17 protein-coding genes are annotated in these 19,581 nt (G+C 35.5%); 1 reads left to right on the forward strand and 16 read right to left on the reverse strand.

Annotation, left to right across the window (positions count from 1 at the left end; all coding sequences use genetic code 11):
- Positions 1–102: 102 nt before the first annotated feature.
- The 14 genes from M3212_RS20290 to M3212_RS20350 all read right to left on the reverse strand — a co-directional run bounded on the left by M3212_RS20290 (position 103) and on the right by M3212_RS20350 (position 15,692).
- Positions 103–363 carry an SHOCT domain-containing protein gene (locus tag M3212_RS20290; protein ID WP_251195766.1) on the reverse strand — a complete coding sequence of 87 codons (261 nt, stop codon included), beginning with the start codon at positions 361–363 and terminating at the stop codon, positions 103–105.
- Positions 364–639: 276 nt separating this feature from the next.
- A complete protein-coding gene (locus M3212_RS20295) occupies positions 640–1,353 on the reverse strand; it encodes a DUF881 domain-containing protein (protein ID WP_251195767.1) in 714 nt (237 codons plus the stop codon).
- A gap of 346 nt (positions 1,354–1,699) precedes the next feature.
- Positions 1,700–3,250, reverse strand: coding sequence for a copper resistance CopC/CopD family protein (locus M3212_RS20300; RefSeq protein WP_251195768.1), 1,551 nt, complete (start codon positions 3,248–3,250; stop codon positions 1,700–1,702).
- Positions 3,237–3,467, reverse strand: coding sequence for a copper resistance protein CopC (locus M3212_RS22325; RefSeq protein WP_136445896.1), 231 nt, complete (start codon positions 3,465–3,467; stop codon positions 3,237–3,239). Before M3212_RS22325 ends, M3212_RS20300 begins: the two co-directional genes overlap by 14 nt.
- Before the next feature lie 335 nt (positions 3,468–3,802).
- Positions 3,803–5,215 (reverse strand): sensor histidine kinase, encoded by a 1,413-nt coding sequence (locus M3212_RS20305; RefSeq protein WP_003322281.1) that lies wholly within the window; start codon positions 5,213–5,215, stop codon positions 3,803–3,805.
- Positions 5,212–5,907, reverse strand: a complete 696-nt coding sequence (locus M3212_RS20310) for a response regulator transcription factor (protein WP_003322282.1) — start codon at positions 5,905–5,907, stop codon at positions 5,212–5,214. Before M3212_RS20310 ends, M3212_RS20305 begins: the two co-directional genes overlap by 4 nt.
- A 349-nt stretch (positions 5,908–6,256) precedes the next feature.
- On the reverse strand, positions 6,257–6,463 hold the full coding sequence (locus tag M3212_RS20315; protein ID WP_003322284.1) for a hypothetical protein: 207 nt from the start codon (positions 6,461–6,463) through the stop codon (positions 6,257–6,259).
- 131 nt (positions 6,464–6,594) lie between these two features.
- Positions 6,595–7,329, reverse strand: coding sequence for a cytochrome c biogenesis CcdA family protein (locus tag M3212_RS20320; RefSeq protein WP_251195769.1), 735 nt, complete (start codon positions 7,327–7,329; stop codon positions 6,595–6,597).
- 30 nt (positions 7,330–7,359) lie between these two features.
- Positions 7,360–8,172 (reverse strand): cytochrome c oxidase assembly protein, encoded by an 813-nt coding sequence (locus M3212_RS20325; RefSeq protein ID WP_003322287.1) that lies wholly within the window; start codon positions 8,170–8,172, stop codon positions 7,360–7,362.
- Positions 8,173–8,482: 310 nt separating this feature from the next.
- Positions 8,483–8,686 carry a hypothetical protein gene (locus M3212_RS20330; protein ID WP_003322288.1) on the reverse strand — a complete coding sequence of 68 codons (204 nt, stop codon included), beginning with the start codon at positions 8,684–8,686 and terminating at the stop codon, positions 8,483–8,485.
- 798 nt (positions 8,687–9,484) lie between these two features.
- Positions 9,485–10,123 carry a nitrate/sulfite reductase gene (locus M3212_RS20335; RefSeq protein ID WP_003322291.1) on the reverse strand — a complete coding sequence of 213 codons (639 nt, stop codon included), beginning with the start codon at positions 10,121–10,123 and terminating at the stop codon, positions 9,485–9,487.
- Positions 10,124–10,276: 153 nt separating this feature from the next.
- On the reverse strand, positions 10,277–11,533 hold the full coding sequence (ltrA, locus tag M3212_RS20340; protein WP_285874874.1) for a group II intron reverse transcriptase/maturase: 1,257 nt from the start codon (positions 11,531–11,533) through the stop codon (positions 10,277–10,279).
- 598 nt (positions 11,534–12,131) lie between these two features.
- Positions 12,132–14,369 (reverse strand): spermine synthase, encoded by a 2,238-nt coding sequence (locus tag M3212_RS20345; RefSeq protein WP_251195770.1) that lies wholly within the window; start codon positions 14,367–14,369, stop codon positions 12,132–12,134.
- Positions 14,370–14,543: 174 nt separating this feature from the next.
- Positions 14,544–15,692 carry a YncE family protein gene (locus M3212_RS20350; protein ID WP_251195771.1) on the reverse strand — a complete coding sequence of 383 codons (1,149 nt, stop codon included), beginning with the start codon at positions 15,690–15,692 and terminating at the stop codon, positions 14,544–14,546.
- A gap of 979 nt (positions 15,693–16,671) precedes the next feature.
- On the opposite strand from M3212_RS20350, the gene M3212_RS20355 reads away from it, so the two are divergent.
- Positions 16,672–17,010: a hypothetical protein gene (locus M3212_RS20355; RefSeq protein ID WP_251195772.1), complete on the forward strand. Its 339-nt coding sequence runs from the start codon at positions 16,672–16,674 to the stop codon at positions 17,008–17,010.
- A 335-nt stretch (positions 17,011–17,345) separates the two neighbouring features.
- On the opposite strand, the gene M3212_RS20360 is transcribed toward M3212_RS20355, so the two are convergent.
- Both M3212_RS20360 and M3212_RS20365 read right to left on the reverse strand, forming a co-directional pair.
- Entirely contained in the window at positions 17,346–17,984 is a 639-nt protein-coding gene (locus M3212_RS20360) for a TVP38/TMEM64 family protein (protein WP_003322320.1), read from the reverse strand.
- Positions 17,985–18,054: 70 nt separating this feature from the next.
- Positions 18,055–19,395, reverse strand: coding sequence for a serine hydrolase (locus M3212_RS20365; protein ID WP_251195773.1), 1,341 nt, complete (start codon positions 19,393–19,395; stop codon positions 18,055–18,057).
- Positions 19,396–19,581: the final 186 nt, after the last annotated feature.

Here is a 19,581-nt window from a genome sequence, read left to right on the forward strand (position 1 = left end):
ATCGTATAGCTAAATCCATTGCCAACAAGGAGAACATTCAAGTAGCTTAATTCAATTTTAAAAACGCTAAAAGCAAAATCGGTTTCGTGTAACATTAATGAACTAAGCTTTATGAAATTGATTCAAATACGTATATTTTTGTTCGAATTCACTTTGCGTTAAATCTCCTTTTGCAAACCGTTCTTTTAAAATTTGAAGTGATGTATCTTGGTCCCAATCTTGAGAATTATTGTTAGAATCCTTTTTATTTAAAAGTCTCATGACTAATACCAATCCACCATAAATGATTAAACCTAATATAAGAATTACTAAGATCATGTACAAAATCATACCGAGATTCATCATTCCCCAGTTCATCATCATGATTAAACACCTCCAATTATTTAAACTAAATGATTCCTTAGATTAAATCCAAATTATCCTTGCTACTCAATTCGGTCATAATATATTTCTTATTTCAACTATCCTTCGTTACTTTTATTTTAAAATATAAATGTGATAAAACTTTGATACATCTAAGAAAACAGTTTGCTAGTTTTGAAAAAAATAAAGAACTACTGTGTATAAACGCGAATCCAAGGTTCGTGTGTCTCAATATTTACATAAATTAATATGTTTACTATCTTTATACACATGTAATCAACCTTCTGTTAGGTAAGAGTCTAATAGAATATTAGTTTTTTTCTGTATTCTTACTGTTACTTCATCATTAATTAACTGATGCTGAACTCCGCCATGTAGGGTTAAAGCTGCTTCTAAATGATCAGCATCCCCAATCGCCGTAATAATAAAAGGAGCTGATGAAATATTTCCGTCTACACTTATTACAGGCCCTATACATTGAATAAATGATGAATGTCTTAGGCGATACCCATTTACGGCAATTGCTTCCGCTCCAGCAACATATAATTCTTGGACCACCTGTTGGATATGTCCTTCATGAACAATGTAATCATTCGGATTAGCCCCGTTAGGTAAATAGTCTGAATCCTCTAATGAGATTTCAATTCCTGGTCCAGTTACTTGCACTTGTCCTACAATCTTTCTTAACCTCTCTATGTCTTCGAGCAAATTTTCTGCTTTTTCTTCACTTTTTTCATTAACGGTGCTTAAGTTTTCTTCAAGTTCCCGTACCTGATATTGATATAACCTTAACTCCTCTTGAAGCATTTTGTTTAAGGATTGTTCCATGATGATTTGGTTTCTAAGTTCATTTTCCTGTGCCCATGTCGAATTCAATCTATTCAGAGGATCAAAGTTACCTGAATCTGTAGACTCATTATTCACCACTAAAATAAAACCAGTCAAGAACAGGACAATAAATAAAATAATATGTTTTTCCCTTATCTTCAATCTTCTCCCCCTCTTCTAAAACTAGTTTTCAAACCAAGAATTCTTTAAGGGTCGCACACTCAAATGGATTAACCGAGTTTTATAAAAAACATAACCTTAGCTGTATGACATCTTGAGAATAGCGGTAGAATCATCATCATTTTGACACTACTAGAGAAATAATCTTTAATTACTTTAACATTATTTACCAATAAAAGTATAGTTATCTGACTATGTACAAAAGTAAACAGTGGAGAGAAGCATATTCATAGCCAGTGAAGGGCCCTTAGAGAAAAATCTAAGAACCCTTTCTGTGAGAAGCGTGACATTTTCTTTATACAGCTGTATCAGCAATCAAAATGAAGCATTACATATCGCCGGGCACTTGTATTTCATATGGAATTATTAAGTTTTCGCCACTTGTTTTAGTAATATGAATATTTAAATAGGTCGTACCAGAACCATGTAATAGTCCACCAGTCACTTGAAAAGTCCCTTCCCCTAACGAAAACGCGGTTATCGTTCTGGTCATAAAAGGTGGCATAAAAAGCTCAACATCAACATTCTTTATATCTTCTGATTGATCAAATTTTATAATTAAATCATTATATCCCATCTGAAATGGTGTCAGTGATACAGAGACATCAACAGGAGAATAAAGATCTGTGGGATAAATTCCTTGTTCAGCAGCCTTGGGTGACGTGTTGATCATTGATGCTGCAAAGAAAAGAATACTCATTCCAATAATGAGTTCGGTTCTTCCTAAGATAGCGGTAAGAGATGTATGATTATGATCAATACCGCTTTTCAATAATCTCATTTGATAGAATCCTATAAAAGTTATAACTAGAAATAAAATCACCTTAAAAAGGAGAAACTGCCCCCAACTACTTATCATTAAACTGTCCATAGTAAAAGAAGGAAGATAACGCAATAGCATTCCTATCCCTGTTAAACTCATAATAAATATACTTATAAGTGCATATTTGGAGAACTTTCGTCCATTTTCTTTTAGCCATTTTAAACCTTCCTCTTTAGGTATCATGACTATTAATGCAAACAATCCACCAAGCCAAATTGCAATAGAAAATAAATGCAAAGCATCTAACGTTATTGAGATAAGCCCACCATACCGATCTGATACAGCATGACCTGATAATGCCCACATCATAATCGTTCCAGCTAACAATAATACCTGTCCTATCATCGACCTAAGAAAAAATGCAATAAGTACAAGGACAAGTTGAAGGACCATGCCCCAAACAAATTGAAATTGAATAAACTCCACGACTGAAATATTAGTAATTTCATCCTTCCGAATTGTAATAAGTAGTAGAAACCCTACAACACTCATGATGAAGAAGATCCGTTTCATCTTGTTCCACCGGTTTGTGTTTTCACTACCTTTTGAAATCAATAATTGAAAAACCATACTACCAAACAAGATGAAAACACCCAGATAGGACAGCCAACTAGCAAGTTCAATCAATCCGACATGTTGCCATCCCCCCATTGAAACTCTTTTTCCCTCTGGAGGGGTAATAGATGTGACTTCATCCACTGCGAAGTAGAAAATTCCATTTTTACTTTTGTTATCTTTACGTACGTACCAATTAATTTCATATGTCCCTTTTGATAATTTCTTGTCTAGCTCTATTATATAGTGGGAAGCATCAGCTGGATTTACATAAGTTTCTCCTATCGGTGCTAAACTTTGATTATCATCATAGATCGCAAAAACCTCTAATTCTATCTCATCAGAGAACCATAGTTCAATTTTGTTTGGAGAAGTTGGTACGATCTCCCCATCTGCTGGAGCGGATTGAACGAGGGTTAGATTTCTCCAATAATCTAATTCTGAAATTTGTTCCTTTTTAATTTCAAATTGGAAACGCTCTTTAATTTCATGTCCATCCATGGCAATTGCGAAAATCTCTAATGTATACCTGCTCTGATAATAGAGTTTCAACCGGTAATGTTACTAAACGTTTGTCAGTAGGATCAATCACCGCTTTTCCGATTCGAACGTTTGATCCGATCGAATTGGTTAAGCGAATAGACTCTGAATAGACTTCTACAGGTTCAGCAAACAAAACACTAATACGTTCTGGTGAATGGTCCAATATTTCATTCATTCCCGGACTTATTCTTTTATTTCTGAATGGGCTTCAACCGCAGTACCGTCTACCAGTGAAATGAATATTGTCAGAAAGAGAATAAGACCGGCTAGTAAGTCTTTTTTTGTCCACACTCCATACACACATCCCTATTTTTTCTCATACAATTGCTTACTTTCTTTTTTTGAACAACAGAAAAATTAGTCCAATCGTTAGAGATGGAATTCCTACCCAAAGACAAATTTTTAGGAGAGAGATGATAAAATTCTCGTCCGTCGTTAACGTTAAGGACATACTTAAACAAACTAACCCAATAAGCAAAAGCAGACTAACAATGACCCAGTCTATCCATTTCATATCTTTTCTCCCCTCTCCTTGTTCCAAATATCGTTAGGAAAAGAAAGAGTAAATTGGGTTCCTTCGTTTTCCTTACTCGTTATATCTATTGTACCACCGTGTAACTTTACTAACATTTTAACGATGGCTAATCCCAATCCGGTCCCTCCGAATTCTCTTGAGCGAGATTTTTCTACTCGGTAAAACCGATCAAAAATAAATGGAAGTTCGTCGGCTGGAATTCCTGATCCGGTATCTTTGATAATGATGTTAATTTGATTATCACCTTGCCTGAACTCACAGGTTACCTCACCGTTAGTCGTATGCCTCATCGCATTATCCAATAAGTTGGTAAAAACTTGTTCTATTCGTTTTCCATCTCCATAAAACAAGGAAAGGTTTTCATCCACTTTAACCGTAAATAGAAGATCTTTTTCTTTTGCTTTTAATGAATATTTCATATCGAGGTTATCGGCAAGTTCTGTTAAATCGATCCACTCCTTATTTATGTCAAACTTCCCTTCTTCCATCTTCGACAAATCAAACAAGTCTGATATAAGATAATTTAATCGAGTTGCTTCATGTTCAAGGATTGATAAATACTGTTCTTTTTCTTCCTCCGTCTGATACAGCTTTTCTTTCAAGACTTCCGAATAACCCATTAAATATGAAACCGGTGTCTTTAACTCATGAGAAATACTAGCAAAGAATTCACTTCTTGTATCATGGTGCCTCTTTAGTTCCTGAGTTAGGTTGTTAATGCCAACAGCAAGAGAACCGATTTCATCTTTTGATCGTACAATCACTTTTGTATTTAAATCCCCTTTGGCAATCTTTTTTGTTGCAGCCTGCATTTCAAGTAAAGGTGACGAGAGCTTTCGTGAAGCAATAAATGTAAACCCAAGAGCTAGAAAGAAACCTCCAACACCAGCAAGAAGAAACAACTGTCTTACCGTAGACATCGAATCATACATATCATTAAGTGGAAATAACATGAACAGACTACCTTTGAATTGATCAGCATTTATTGGATGACCATACAAAAGATAAGGAATGTCAGTGAACGGTTCTACGTATTCATAGAAAACAGGCCTTCCTTCAAAAAGGTTTTGCAAGTCGAACTCTTTAATGTTTATTTCCAGATCATCCGTACCTGTAAACGTGATCATATCTCCATCTTCGTCTAGTAAGAAGATTTTTTTTTGTGTAATATTTCCTGCCATTTCAACCATTGGCGTTGACATTAACATTTGATTATTCGCTATCATCTGGGCATAATTTGACGTTAATTGATGAGCTTCCTCTTTTGCCTTATTGTAATAATAATTACAAAAAACCTGATCAATGACATAAACAAAAGGTGCGAAAACTAATAAAAAAACGGTAATCATCGTCAGCCCTAATTTTACATCAATTCGATTCCATCTCATGTGTCTATTTCCTTTAACTTATAGCCGACACCCCAAACCGTTTCGATGATAGTAAAGCTCAGCCCTTCTTTCTTTAATTTCAACCGAATACTTTTTATGTGAGAATCAACCGTTCTTTCATCTCCGAGAAAATCCACTCCCCAAATTTTCAAAAGTAACTGGTCTCGGTTAAACACTTGCTTAGGATTCAAGAGTAATAATTTTAATAACTCAAATTCTTTAGGGGTTAAATGAACAGGATTGTCTTGAACAAAAACTTTATGATCATCCACATCCATTTTCAGCTCGTGGAAATGGAGTTGTTTTATTTGCGTTGTTTGATTTACAACAGCTCTTCTTAAAAGTGCATTCACTCGTGCGATAAGTTCTTCTGGTTTGAAAGGTTTAGTTAAATAATCATCCGCTCCAATATCGAGTCCCTTCACCTTGTCCGTTGTCTCCGTTCTAGCTGTTAACATTAATATAGGCAAAGCCAAATTTTCTTTTCTAATTTCTTCACACACTTCCCAACCATCCATCTCTGGCATCATTACATCTAAAATAATAAGTTGAAAAGAATGACATTTCATTTCTTTAAGCGCTTCTTTCCCATTCACAGCTTCCACTATGTTATATCCTTGCTTGGATAAATGAATTCGAATTAGATTTCTCATATTCCATTCGTCATCAACAATTAGAATTTTAGTGTCCATGTTCTCCCTCTTTTCTATATAAAGAATCTTACTTATAAAATATTTTTTTACACAAATCTACTTGAAAAGAAGAAAATGGAGGCAACTCAATTAAAAGCCTCCTCCACCGATTGATCTTACTATAATTTAGACCTATTGTGAGTTTGTTAAGCGGGATAAACTTACAATAAGGTTAGTTACTTTTTTCCCGTTTATCGAAGGGGTCATTCTGTTTATTAATCAAAAATTCATAACCCTCTGGTTTTCTTTTGATAGTAGCATAAGAGTGAATCATCATCGCAATTATTAGTAAGAATAAAAGTATGATCGGAATAAAAATTGATAATTCCTCCAAACGTACTCCCCTCCATTATTGTGACCTTTTTAAAGAATCAATTTCCTTCATCAACTTTTGATTTTGTTCCATTAAGTGATTCATATTTTTTTGTAAATCTTTTCCGTTTGGTTCACTCTTATTACTGTTATTTCCATCAGACATCCTTTTCATAAAGAAAAATAACATCACTAACATTAAAGGACATAATAATAGTGGAAGATAATAAGCTAAATTTTCCATAGTCAAATACCTCCTAATTTTTAAATCTATTTATATTATAAAAGGTAATTGTGTTGAAATTTTGAAGAAAAAAATATAAAATATAAATCTCCTTTGGAATTAGATCATGGTTTAATGCAACACATACTTTCTTAAATCCCCCAATAAGTTATCGTATCTAAAATCCCAAGGATGATCAGAAAGCCCCCTGCAACTCGCTGGATCCATTTTCCGATGTTTCTTCCTTTTTTCAAAAGTGTCCCGTTTAATCCAAAAGTCCAGATGAGATACATTGTAATGAACAAAGGAATCGATGTACCAAACGAAAACACAGTTGGTAAGATGAATCCGTATGAAGTAGAAAGGGTTAGCGGCATTAACAAAAAGAAAAAGATTGAGAACATGGTTGGACAGAACCCTAATGAAAAACTACTTCCTAAAAGAAATGCCCCCCATTTTCCTCTGTTTTTATCACCAGCTTCTTTTTGTTTTAGACCGATAGACCATTTCCATGTGATGAGTCCAACTAAATAAAGACCGATTATGATAAAAATGGGCCCAAGTATTTTACGTATCCATGGAAGGTAACCAATTAGTTCTTGTTGAAATTCAGAACCTAATATCCACACTAGTAATCCTAACCCCGAAAAAACAACGACTTTCCCAAGTTGAAAGAATATGACTTCTGACCATGGAATAGCTTTTTGGATAGACCGATTCCCATAAAGTGTAATGGCACCTACATTTCCGGTGAATTGACACGGTGCAGCAGCTGCTAGAATTCCAATAACAAGCGCTGCTAAAAGCGGAATATGTTCAAAACCATACATGAGTTGAATTAAGGGCTCATATAATAATCGACTAATAGAATTAAATACATCATACATATTACAAACCTCGCTTTATAGTAAACAATTTTATGAAGCAGCCTCATTTGGCATTTCTACATTTTCTTTTTTTCTTTCTTTTTTTACCCACCGGAAAAAAAGTATTCCAATGATTGTAATAAATACCCCCTCTTGAATCAGCTTCATTACAATCCCTCCAAGTTGTTGATCATCTTTTATTGATAAGAACGAGATCAATTGAGGAGCATTTATATAGGTTGTATAAAGTACGTTATTAGAAAAGATAATTAAAGCACAAACCGGTGTAATTAATACACTATTTAAGAAAATGTAGCCTACACTTTTCAATTCAGATAACTCGTAGTTACTTTTGGAATGAAGAATAGATAACCACATTGTAAAAGCTAATATTGTGAGAATTAAATGATACACAGATTGATATAGATGGTTCAAACGTAAATAGTCAAATAGACTTGGATAATGGTATAGGGAAAATAATCCATTAAATAAAAGCGATGCGATGATCGGTTTGCTCAATACTCCTAATAATCCCCTGCTTAGTAAACTGGAGCTCGTAGGATGCTTAATTAACTGATTAGGTAGTCCTATAAGAATCAATGGTGGTGCCACAAAATAGACTATTGCTTGTTCAAGCATATGAGCACTAAACAAATAATTGTGTCCGATTAAGTGAAGTGGACTTCCTACTGCAACATAAAAAAACCATACTCCTATAACAAACGATACGGCTTTTCCTTTACTGGTCCTATTAGCAACTTTTTTAGTGGCATAGAAATAAAAAAATGTAATAAGAAAAATAAGGATAAGCCACCCTATATTCCATAGCTCTTGGTAACTGTAACTTTCAAAAATATAATTCATCATCTTATCTCCTACTTTTATAATCAAGCGTTCTTACTATAGCGGAAAAATGTGATAGATTTATGATGAAAAGTAAAAATAAAAACTACGTAATATCCATGAAACTAGGTTCATAGTGAGAAAAAAAACAACAAACAGATTCCTTACAAGTGTCAATGGAATTTCATAGAGATAGCAAGAAGAAACTCGAGGATTGAAAGACCTCGAGTCTAATTTGTTATTATTTTCATTTAACCAGTATTCATACAAGGAAATCTCCTTAAAAACTTTTATGATACTAAATGTTTTATTGACTAACCATCCTGGTTCATTAATTCGTACATCCACTTGTCATAGGGCATTCAGGAGCAGTGGCACAGTCAGAAACCCCGCCTTCCATTTTTTGTGCACACATAGCTACATGTTGTCCCTTCGACATTTGCGCACAATCCGCAACTCCGTTTCCACTAGCAAAAGCAGGAGTACTAATTGTCATGGTTGCAACTAATACAAATAAAGCCAACTTCATTTTCATTCCATTTCCTCCTCATAATTGTATATCCATCACAAGAAAAGAATATAAAAAAATTGTGATGAAAATATGATGGAATGGAAAAGGTTATTCTTGAAAATAACGAAGCAGTATCGAGACCAGGAAGACTGCGTTAGTTTTTTATCTTATCATACTGAGAAATTAAATAGCTGCCCGTTTGGAACTCGTAAAACCCTAAAAATTAGACTAATGCCTAAAGCATAGGTAATCAACTAGACATACGATGAACTTGTGATATAAGTTTTTTTAATTTAAGGAATTAAATTGAATCATACTATGTCTTATCATATGGAAAACCACATGTCACAACACAGAGCACTTGAAACGGTTCAACATTGTGAAGCTATTTGTGAATTTACCGAGTATTCTATTTTGCAAATGGACAGCTCAAGTCACAGAAAAGAGCAATTGCGATTACTTAGAGACTGCGCTGATATTTGTACGTTAACTGCTAAATATATGGCCCGTTGTAGCGTCTTCGCTAAATCTCTTGCTTCGTTATGTGCCCATATTTGTGAAGTTTGCGGGAACCACTGTTTACATCACCCAGACGAAGTTTTACAACGATGTGGTCAAATGTGCTTACATTGTGCTCAAGAGTGTCGCGCCTTTGCTATGGGTGCATAATTATAGTAAAGCTAAAGATAAGAAGTGAATACCAATGGCTAGGTAAAAACAAGTGCGCTACGTAATAAGTAGCGCACCCTTAGCTGAACCTATTTCTTCCTAAATCCTGTCAACAGCTTATTACTTTCAGTAGATTGAATTTTTGATTATCATTTATCTTTTTTTAAGAACTTGCTGCTGTAAATTTTCAAAGCCGAATCGATTAATAAACTTGAAAAACGGTTCTCTTTTTTTTCCAAATTCGTGATAAAGATCTAGTATATCATCCACCATCGCATATAATTGTTCAGGTACTAGTTGTTTCTTGAACAATGTACCTACCTTAGCATCTGCTCCCTTGCTTTTGCCACCGATGTATAAATCGAACTCATTTGTACCTACTTTAATAATCCCAATGTCATTGATTAATGGTTCACCACAACCAACTCGACATCCCGTATATGCTGGTTTGAGGGTAAAAGGCACTTCCCTTCCCGCAATTCGTTTATTTAACTCGATAGCTACCGGCATCCCTTCTTCCTCCGATCCTTTACAAAAATTACAGGTACGAAGGCTTTTAACAAAACTTCCAACCGGATAACAGATTAAACCAGCTTCTTTAAATTTTCCTTTTACTAACTCCAGTTTATTTTCAGACACATCAATATAGAGCTGTTGAAACGTTGTTAATTCCAATTCTTGATCATCATTCATATATTCAGCTAGAACTCGTAATTGTTTTGCATTTAACTTTGCCCCAAAGGATATCCCAGCATTCACAGCAAGTTTAACAAGTTTCTCTGTTTGACTCATCTATTCTTCCCACCTTGTTTGTTTTAACAATGTATTCTAACTAAAGTTACATTACCCTAGTAAGGTATGTCAATAACAACCGAGTAGGAGGGGGTGACTAACCCCCGACCTCTCACACCACCGTACATACGGATCCGTATACGGCGGTTTCATCTAAGTCTGACGTAAAATTTGATATCTTAGATGTAGACTCTTGAGCCCTTGATTTAACCAGTATTGGTTGTCAAGGGCTCTATCTAGTATTGGACTTTTGGCTATTCTCCAATATCCAAGCCTAGAATTTGCCCACTCCCATGCCTTGAATTTATTTATACCTAACTTCGTTAGGTTCTTATGTTTCGTACCTATCTTCTTCCATTCTTTCCACCTAATCATCCTCAATCTTCTTCGTATCCAACTGTCAATCTTACTAAAGATGGATGGAGTCTCCGCTAATTGATAATATCCTAACCATCCAACTAAGTACCGGTTTAACTTCTCCAACCTGTCCCTCATACTTATGGACTTCCTTCTTGAAGTTAACTCACGTATTCGTTGTTTTAGTCGTTGAATACTCTGTTTGGAGATTCTGATTTTGGGTTCAGGATGGAAGGTGAAGGTGAAGCCTAAGAACTTTCTTCGCCATGGTCTGTCTACTGCACTCTTCTCCCGGTTCACTTTTAGTTTAAGTTTCGTTTCGATAAACGTTGTGATATTCTGCATCATACGCTCTCCGGCTCTTTTCGAGCGTGCAAAGAGATTACAGTCATCTGCATAACGAACGAAAGGGATTCCCCTTTTCTCCAGTTCTTTATCTAATTCGTCTAACACAATATTAGATAAGAGTGGACTGAGTGGGCCACCTTGTGGTGTACCCTCTGTGTTGGGGCTTACAAGACCTCTTTCCATTACACCAGCTTGTAAATATCTTCGTATGAGTTGCAGGACTCTCGAATCCGTTATCCTTTGGCTCAGTGTTCTCATAAGTCTGTCATGATTGACTTTATCAAAGAATTTCTCTAAGTCGATGTCCACTACCCACCGATAACCTTGTTGTATGAAGGTTCTTGCTTTTCGGACGGCATCATGACCACGTTTATTTGGGCGAAACCCATAGCTGTGTGGGGAAAAGGATGAGTCGTACGACTCATTTAATACCTGTGCAATCGCTTGTTGTAGAAAACGGTCTATCACTGTCGGGATTCCTAATTTCCTTACTCCACCGTTCGGTTTCGGGATTTCGACTCGACGGACAGGTTGTGGGAAGTAGGTACCCTGTTCAATCTCTGCTCGTAAGGTTGCCCAATGTTCCTTGAGATGAGGTCGTAGGTCTTTTACGCTCATCCCATCGACACCATGACTTCCTTTATTGCGCTCCACTCTTTCCAGAGCGTTTTTCAAATTTTGACGTGATAGAATTCGTTCCAACATGATATCAGTCTCCTACGTGAATGAGTCATTCTTCTTGTGTGGCAACCGTTTTCAGCCCTTCTAATGTCCCCCGTGGATTCACCACTTCCTCCAATTAGGAAGGATTGTCTGTTTCTGCTTCATCAAACGCTGCGTACGCAAAGTGCTCATTCTCCTTCTATGATTCAGCCCTTCCCATGCACACTATAATGCATGGTACTATGGCTTCTGCTGACTTCTGACTGTTCAACTATTTATCACTAAATAGGTTACCAAGAGTGCTTGGCTTATCAGTCAGATCTCCCCAGGTAAGGGTGCAATCTTTCCCTCCATCTATCCGCTTCATTTACTCTGTATCACCTTCGGCAGAAAGGGCTTTGTTTTGTTTGGCAAACTCACTCAATGATACCTAGCCTCGTATGAAGTTCGTGTTCCTCGGACCGGAGATTTGCCGCTCGCTTCCTTCAGATTCCACGTCACCATGGACACCCTTGCGTTAAGCTAACCGTTACTTCTGCCTTCACGGCTCGGGACTCTCACCCTATAGATTGCACCCATGCTGGGCGCACCAATAAGAGCCAGAATTTAATTCTGGCTAAGGAAAAATCACATTTCTGATTTACATTTTTAACAGAGGTTGAAAAATAAATAACAAGAGATAAACAACAATCCCTACTATTATTGTAAGATTCATTCCAAACGTTAAAGATAACATGGCTGCTACTATTGAACCGGCAACCGTCATTAAACCGTTGATCCCCCAACTAATTGAAATTTGATGCTTTTTAAGCCTACTCATCCCATATGGAAATGGCATTCCTATAAAAAAACCTACTGGGATAAGCATAGTAATGACAAGCAAGGTTCTTTGAAATGTGGAGAGTGCCAGCTCAGACTGATAGTAAAAATGAATTAATAGATACACGACAGATGTTAGAAATGCCACAAGTAATATTGGGACAAATCTTCTATCCTCTTCTCTTTTCCATTTAGTCGAATAGGCACTTCCAATTCCACCGGAAATAAGAAGTGTTGTTAATACGATAACAAATGCCCAAGTAGGATGCCCTAGAGGCAATGTCAGGCGTTGTATCAGCGTTACTTGAATAAGCATAAAACCGATTCCAATCCCACTGAAATAAACCATGCTTCCAACTGGAACTTGCTTTCGATAAATTAAACTCATTACAGAAGTGCCAAGACTTATAAGAATCAAACCAATCCATAAAAAAGAAGGAATCCCATCATTCTTATGAAAAAAGAAAGGTTGAGCATCTCGGTTTGCTTTAAAAGGGATGGCCGTATCATGAAGCCTGTTTGCTAAATCTTTGTAGTGATCAAATCTATATGGAACATGTAAAGGGAGCTGTGCGATATTCGCGGCAGAGTCGAAAAGTTTCGTCGCTTCCTTTTCTGTAAATGGATGCTTTTTCAAAATAAGCAGTGGCCGTTCGATGCTTCCCGGCTCGGCTACTACATGACCAAAAATGTGTTGACTACCGACAACGGCTATGTGATTTTTAATTTCATTAGATGGAATTCCCCTTTCTTGATAATAGCTTTCTGCACTATGGATGACTTTAGCTAGCTCCTTTTCGTCGTGAAGTAGAAATGAAAGTTGGCCATTTTCTTTGAGTTTATTAAAATAGTCACGTAACGCTTCATTCGTATAAATGAAATTTTCCGTTAAGGCTAACCCTAGTCCACTATCAGATTGCTTTGTTACCAGTGAAAGGAATATCAAATCATAAGTATTTGTTGTCTCACGAATATAATTTCGACCATCAGCTACAATCGTTTCGACACCATCTCGTTCAAATACATCCCCAGCAAATGATCGAAGTGAATGAATGGCGTTAAAGCTACCTTTATTTATGTCTAGAGCTTCAATCTTGGAATAGCCTGCCATTTCAGCAGATAAGACTTCTTGTCCACCACCACTTCCAATAATCAATGCCCTCTCTTTTTCTTTTGGATTCTGAAAAGCTAAATCACTTGTATTCATTTGCAAATAGTCTACTGTATTTAGGTCTCCGTCAAAACGAGAAATCGAAGAAACAGCACCTCCGTCTATCGTCATATACAAAAAATCTCCGTCTTTTGCATCGTAAACATCAGTGCGTGAAAATGAATCCCATTCAGAATAGATAATGTTTCCCTCTTGTTCAGAAAACGTTGTATATGGACTTGTTTGATAAGACAAAAAACGGTCCGTTGTTAAAAAAGGAGAAAATATATTTATTATCAATAAGGCTAGTATCATGATTAACATAACTTTTGCAGCTTTTTTTAAATGAGTAAATACCAGAATACTCCCAACTAAAAATAAAGCAAGTGATAACATAGATATCATTAGAATAGGGGATAAATGATTCATCAAGAGGATGGCAAAACTCGCACCCAAACTTGCTCCGACTAAATCGATGAAATAAACAACATGAACTTTAGTATGTAATTTTTGAAAAATACTAGCTAAAATATAACCAGTAAACAAAAATGGTACTGTTGAGAGAATGGAGTAAAAGGTGATGCCTTGAAATGGCGTAAGATAAATTAATGACGTTACACCTATTAGCAAAACACCTTGCCCACATAGTGCAAGTGGATATAGACTACGGAAAAGTATAGGAAACTGATAAGCAAAATATCCTCCAATTCCAATTCCTAATGTAGCTAACGAGATGACAAGAAATACATAATTGTAATCAAAAATAACTGCAAACAAACGTGTTAAAAAAATTTCAAACATGATCATCGAAAATGCAAAGAAAAAAGTCAGGGAAAGATCCTTTATTAATTCTGGTTGTAATTTTACGAAGACTGATTTTTTCTTAATATTTAAAATTAGTTCTTGCATAAATCAATCACTTCCTATGCGAGAGTTTCACAAATAATTCTTGCCTCAAATCTAATTCTTTAACCCTTGAAACTCCATAGGAAGTAAACAATCATTAAATTGGTTAGATTTTAAAAAAGGTCGAACAAAGAAAAGCCTTAAAAAGTTTACCTACAACTTCTTAAGGCTTTTCCTCTAGTTTATAGAAATACCATTAGGGTATTCCCCTACATCTAATCGTTTTACTTCTTCTAACGTTTTTAAATCAACAACGGAAACCGTGTCTTCAAACATATTTGTAACAAAGGCATATTGGCTATCCTTAGAAATAACAATACCATGTGCCCCTTTTCCTAACGGAACCACCTTTTCAACTTCTAATGTATCTAGTCCTATAATAGAGATCGTGTCTGATGGGTTCTCTTCACTTCCTTGATTTGCAACAACGACATATTGATTGTCGTAACTAGCAAACATTTGTACCGGACCTACTCCGACATCAATGTGTTTGATTACTTCTTGCGTTGACGTATTAATAACAGCTAGTTGGTTATCAACATGCAATCCAACAAAGGCATACTTTCCGTCATGGGAAAATCCAGTTTGAACAGCACCCTCTCCTACATGAACTCGATTAACTTCTTCATTCAATTGTAAGTCAATAATGCTAACATCAGCACTTTGCATATTCGCTATATAAGCATTTTGTTGATCGGGCGATATCCTTACTCCATGTGGATATTCTCCCACTTCTACATTAACAACTTCATCTGTCTTTCTATTAATAACCGTGACAGAATTATCACCAGAATTTGTTACGACAACGATCTCACCATTCTCTGTAGTCGTTACATGAGCTGGGTGACTCCCTACCTGATGTTCTTCCACTTTTTCTAACGTGTTTATATCATATGCTACAATCATTTCTTGTTTTACCTTATCTTGTTCTTCGTTACCATCATCTTCATGGTTATGACTATGTTTCTCATCTTCATTATCCTCATGTGGCGGATTAATAGTTACCCAAATTAACTGAGACTCGACATTGACTTCTAGATTATGTGCTTCCCCATCAAGGTAAACAAGCTCTTGCCTTCCTTCTGGATAGTAAATGACAGACATAGTTCCATCCTTTTCATTTCCGACTACAACAATGTACTCTTCTTCGATATCCGCTTCCCCCACGTCCACTTGTTTTTCTGTCTCTTCCATACCATCGTTCAACTTGTTTTCTGCATTAGCATTTTCTTCGTTATTTACCACGCTTTCAGCGTTCTGTCCACAAGCAGCAAGCAAAAGTGAAATCGTCAAAATCATGAGTATAAAGCAAATTTTTCTATTCATCTATTTCCCTCCTAGTTCTTTATAAATGTAAGTATAAAAGGAGGATTATACGACAAAAGTGATTCCAATCACAAAAGCAAATATTAAATGATTTTTGTTCAATAGATTGCCTTGCTTTCTTCATAGTTTCTATATAAATATCTGTAATGAAAAGTTGTTATCTGGTGACCCCTTTTTAAATTATAGAAATCAAAACACTTTATCTAATTTCCTAATTACCTGTGTATGATACTGCTTTTTCAAGATAATATTCATAATTTCAATTCATCATAACTTTTAAAATCATCAATAACCAATCTCTGAGTTAAATGGTTCAATTTACATTGGGGGAGAAGAACGGTGAAAAAAAGTGTAATGTTGTCTATTGGTGGTTTAGTTCTCTTTGGGTTCATAACAGCTTGTTCAGATAGGGACGATGAAATATCAACAAATGAAGGGGAATACATAGGATCGAGACTGAATAAAACGAGCTTGCAGTCGAAAATGAGGACGATCACGACCATCTGCAACAAAAGACACTGATGCCCCTCCCAATGAAGAATCAGAAATTGATCATCACGACGATCTTCCTTATGAATGGTCTGCGCTTTATAATTTTGATCCTGGTACTTATTCCTTAGAACTTAATCAAAATGATTCGAGGATGAGACTATGAGGAAAAATAAAAATATTAAAGACCTAGAACATCATGCTGCTCACCTTATCAAATCAACTGCCATTGAAGTAGCGGAAAATGACCATTTTGAGTTGTTTACGAAATACTGTTGAATTTGGATCAGTCGTTTTATTCGTTCAAAATTGAAGAAAAAGGAACTTATATGATATTTACAGAGCATCACCCAAATGAATTCGACATGATTATCGCTGCTGAAACAGGGGCAACTATTGATCCGCAAAATCCAACTGAATATAAAGGACTGGGACACAGTCCTAATTTCCCCCGTTCCCTATAGGATTCCAAAGGTTGAGGTGTGTAGCCATGGACAGATTGTTTATTATAAGTTTGTTGTTATTAACAATTATACTCATTACGAATCCTTCCACCACTCATGCACATAGGTTAGTAATAGAACCTTTAGAACCAGGAGAAATTCGGGTTGTATATGATGATAGTCGTTTTTCAACACGAACAACTGTGACCGTTTATGATGTAAATGGTATCGTGTTACAAACTGGAGGACTTGATGATCAGGGCTATTTTCATTACGACGAGAATCACGCTCATTTTTTTGTAGCTGATGATAGGATTAGTCACCGTACAGAGTGGACTGCGGGAGAAGAAGTTGTTTTATCTCGGATCCTCATCGCTGGCTTATAGCAGGAATTGTTCTCTTTCTTTTAATAAGCATTGCTGTCTTTTTCTCTTATCGAGTTAGAAAATGAAATTAACTAAACAAAAGTGAACTGAGCAATAGACAACCTGTAATAGTAAAATATTTGCACAACAGGAAGAAGTCCTCTTACCCTCTATTGCTTTAATAGCCCTGGCCTTCATGTTATTTATCAGGAACCCTACTTAAAATCATAAAAGATCCTCTTCAGGTTATATGCACAAATCCATTGACGATTTGTGCATTCATTTAGTTAGATTGTTATAATGGGTAGCCTCTTCAAGAGTAAGCTACGTTTTTTAAACACTATTCTACCTAGTAACTAAACATTTAACCAAGAGACTTTTCTTTTTATTTTTAACGCTGTAATACCTACAACAATAAGGAATAAGAATAGATATACAATATATTGTTCCTCAAATGAAATCAGTCCAATAGATAAAATAGATAGTACAAATACAAAGATAGCGTGACCAAACATAGTACTAAGTACGTAATCTTTTGTTTTTATATTACTCATTCCACATGAAATATTTATAATACTAGACGGAATTACAGGTGTAATGCGACTCACTAAAATAACTAGGAACCCATTCTCTTCAATCGTTTTCTTTATTTTCAAATGATTGTGTTTAAAGATCTTCCCTTGTGAAAAATACCTCGCTATATAAAATACAATCACAGACCCGATAATATTTCCGGCTAAACTCCAAAGATACCCATAAAAGAAACCAAATAACCAAATATTGAACATGGTGAGAACTAAAAATGGTAGAAATGAGAATAGATTTTGCATTATCATAAGTCCCATGGTTATTAATAAGACAATTATTAATTCATTGCCGATTAGTCTTTTTAATTCTATCCATTCACCAGCTTTCAGATATAAAAACCAATCATTTTGGCTGAAAATTAAAATTTTGAAGATAAGTAGTGTTACTAAAAATAATAATACTTTCATTCTATTTCACTCTCCTTCTAGGAAAGAAATAGAGAGGTATCATCTAGACTTAGATGTACCTCTCAGATGATTAGAACCAACCTTTAATTGTGTTATAAAGAGTTACCCATAGTTCTGAGAAAAATCCACCTACTGAACGAAGAACCAAGCTAAAGAAACCTGCCTCTTCAATCGCTTCATTTGTTATTACATCTACTTGGGCAATATAATTACTATCTATAAATTCATAATCATTTTCTCCTACATACTCTAACGATATCGTTCCTATTTTCTCTCCTTTTTCTACAGGAGCAATTAGCTCGCCATTCTCGTTTAAACGTTCTTGGTCAAAAGTAACTACAGGAATATATTTGTCTCTTTCTCCTACACGCACGAAACTTATTAGACTTTCGTCAGTAATAACAGCAACTTCATGTTCTTTCCCTTTCGAAACTCCAACGGTTTCCTGTCCCTCAGGTCTATATCCTTTAGGGATAAGTTCTTCTATTGAAAATTGTGAAAAACCATAGTCTAATAGTTTTTTAGTCTCGCTAAACCGTTCTTCAAGTGAGCTTGTCTTTGTTACAACTGTAATTAATCGAACGTTATCCCTTTCAGCAGTTCCAGTAAAGCTATATCCAGCTTGAGCAGTATATCCCGTTTTCAAACCATCTACGTCCGGGTATCCATAAACTAAACCAGGGAGCATCCAATTCCAATTATCCATTTGGATAAAGTCCTCTGTTCCTTCTTTAAAAATATTTCTTTCAATACTAGCTGTCTCTAGAACTTCTGGATAATCTTTTAGTAAATGAAAAGCTAACTTCGCAGTTGCCCTAACCGTTAATTCATTCTCATCATTTTCTGTCGTTCCTTCCGGGTGCTTCCCTAAAAGATATTGGTTCGGTAGACCTGTAGAGTTAACAAATTTATAATCAACTCCATACTCCCCTAATTCCAATTGCATTGATTTATCATTCATCATGTTAACGAATGATTCTTCTGATCCAGCAATTAGCTCTGCTAATGCCATCGTAGCACCATTAGCTGAATATATAGCTACTGACTCATAAAGTTCTTTAACTGTATATGTTTCATCTTGCCGTAAATAAACGTTGGAAAGATTATTATTATGTGATATTTCACGAACGAGGTCACTTATAGGAACGACCTGTTCCCAAGATATTGCCCCATTTTTAATAGCCTCGAGAACTAAATACTCACTCATCATTTTTGACATGCTAGCAACTTTTAATAATTCATTTATATTTTTTTGGAATAAGATCTTTCCAGAGGTAGCATCTACAAGGATAGCTGAGTTTGTATCTATATTTGGATTCGCACTAACTGACACGGGAGAAGTTATTAATACATTTGTTATCACCAATACTAAAACTGCCATTGTAAAACTTTTTTTGAATCTTAATCTCACTTTTTCTGCCTCCAGTTCCATTTCTTCATTTAATATTCATTATTTATAATTAGCGACTTACTTCTATATTAAAGTACCTCTTAATTGTGTTTTTTTTGTGGACTTCTATCAATTTATATTTTTTAAAACCTCAGCTCAGCCATTTCTATACTTAGAAAGTCAGTATGTTAGTTTATTTCCAATTGT

It is taken from the genome of Halalkalibacter oceani (assembly GCF_023715705.1).
GTDB lineage: Bacteria > Bacillota > Bacilli > Bacillales > Bacillaceae_D > Halalkalibacter > Halalkalibacter oceani_A.

What these genes read in the sequence shown, in the direction of transcription:
- M3212_RS20290 (WP_251195766.1), bottom strand. Translation starts at nt 363, where the DNA reads ATGATGATGAACTGGGGAATGATGAATCTCGGTATGATTTTGTACATG.
- M3212_RS20300 (WP_251195768.1), bottom strand. Translation starts at nt 3,250, where the DNA reads ATGGATGGACATGAAATTAAAGAGCGTTTCCAATTTGAAATTAAAAAG.
- M3212_RS22325 (WP_136445896.1), bottom strand. Translation starts at nt 3,467, where the DNA reads ATGAATGAAATATTGGACCATTCACCAGAACGTATTAGTGTTTTGTTT.
- M3212_RS20305 (WP_003322281.1), bottom strand. Translation starts at nt 5,215, where the DNA reads ATGAGATGGAATCGAATTGATGTAAAATTAGGGCTGACGATGATTACC.
- M3212_RS20310 (WP_003322282.1), bottom strand. Translation starts at nt 5,907, where the DNA reads ATGGACACTAAAATTCTAATTGTTGATGACGAATGGAATATGAGAAAT.
- M3212_RS20315 (WP_003322284.1), bottom strand. Translation starts at nt 6,463, where the DNA reads ATGGAAAATTTAGCTTATTATCTTCCACTATTATTATGTCCTTTAATG.
- M3212_RS20320 (WP_251195769.1), bottom strand. Translation starts at nt 7,329, where the DNA reads ATGTATGATGTATTTAATTCTATTAGTCGATTATTATATGAGCCCTTA.
- M3212_RS20325 (WP_003322287.1), bottom strand. Translation starts at nt 8,172, where the DNA reads ATGAATTATATTTTTGAAAGTTACAGTTACCAAGAGCTATGGAATATA.
- M3212_RS20330 (WP_003322288.1), bottom strand. Translation starts at nt 8,686, where the DNA reads ATGAAAATGAAGTTGGCTTTATTTGTATTAGTTGCAACCATGACAATT.
- M3212_RS20335 (WP_003322291.1), bottom strand. Translation starts at nt 10,123, where the DNA reads ATGAGTCAAACAGAGAAACTTGTTAAACTTGCTGTGAATGCTGGGATA.
- ltrA (WP_285874874.1), bottom strand. Translation starts at nt 11,533, where the DNA reads ATGTTGGAACGAATTCTATCACGTCAAAATTTGAAAAACGCTCTGGAA.
- M3212_RS20345 (WP_251195770.1), bottom strand. Translation starts at nt 14,369, where the DNA reads ATGCAAGAACTAATTTTAAATATTAAGAAAAAATCAGTCTTCGTAAAA.
- M3212_RS20350 (WP_251195771.1), bottom strand. Translation starts at nt 15,692, where the DNA reads ATGAATAGAAAAATTTGCTTTATACTCATGATTTTGACGATTTCACTT.
- M3212_RS20355 (WP_251195772.1), top strand. Translation starts at nt 16,672, where the DNA reads ATGGACAGATTGTTTATTATAAGTTTGTTGTTATTAACAATTATACTC.
- M3212_RS20360 (WP_003322320.1), bottom strand. Translation starts at nt 17,984, where the DNA reads ATGAAAGTATTATTATTTTTAGTAACACTACTTATCTTCAAAATTTTA.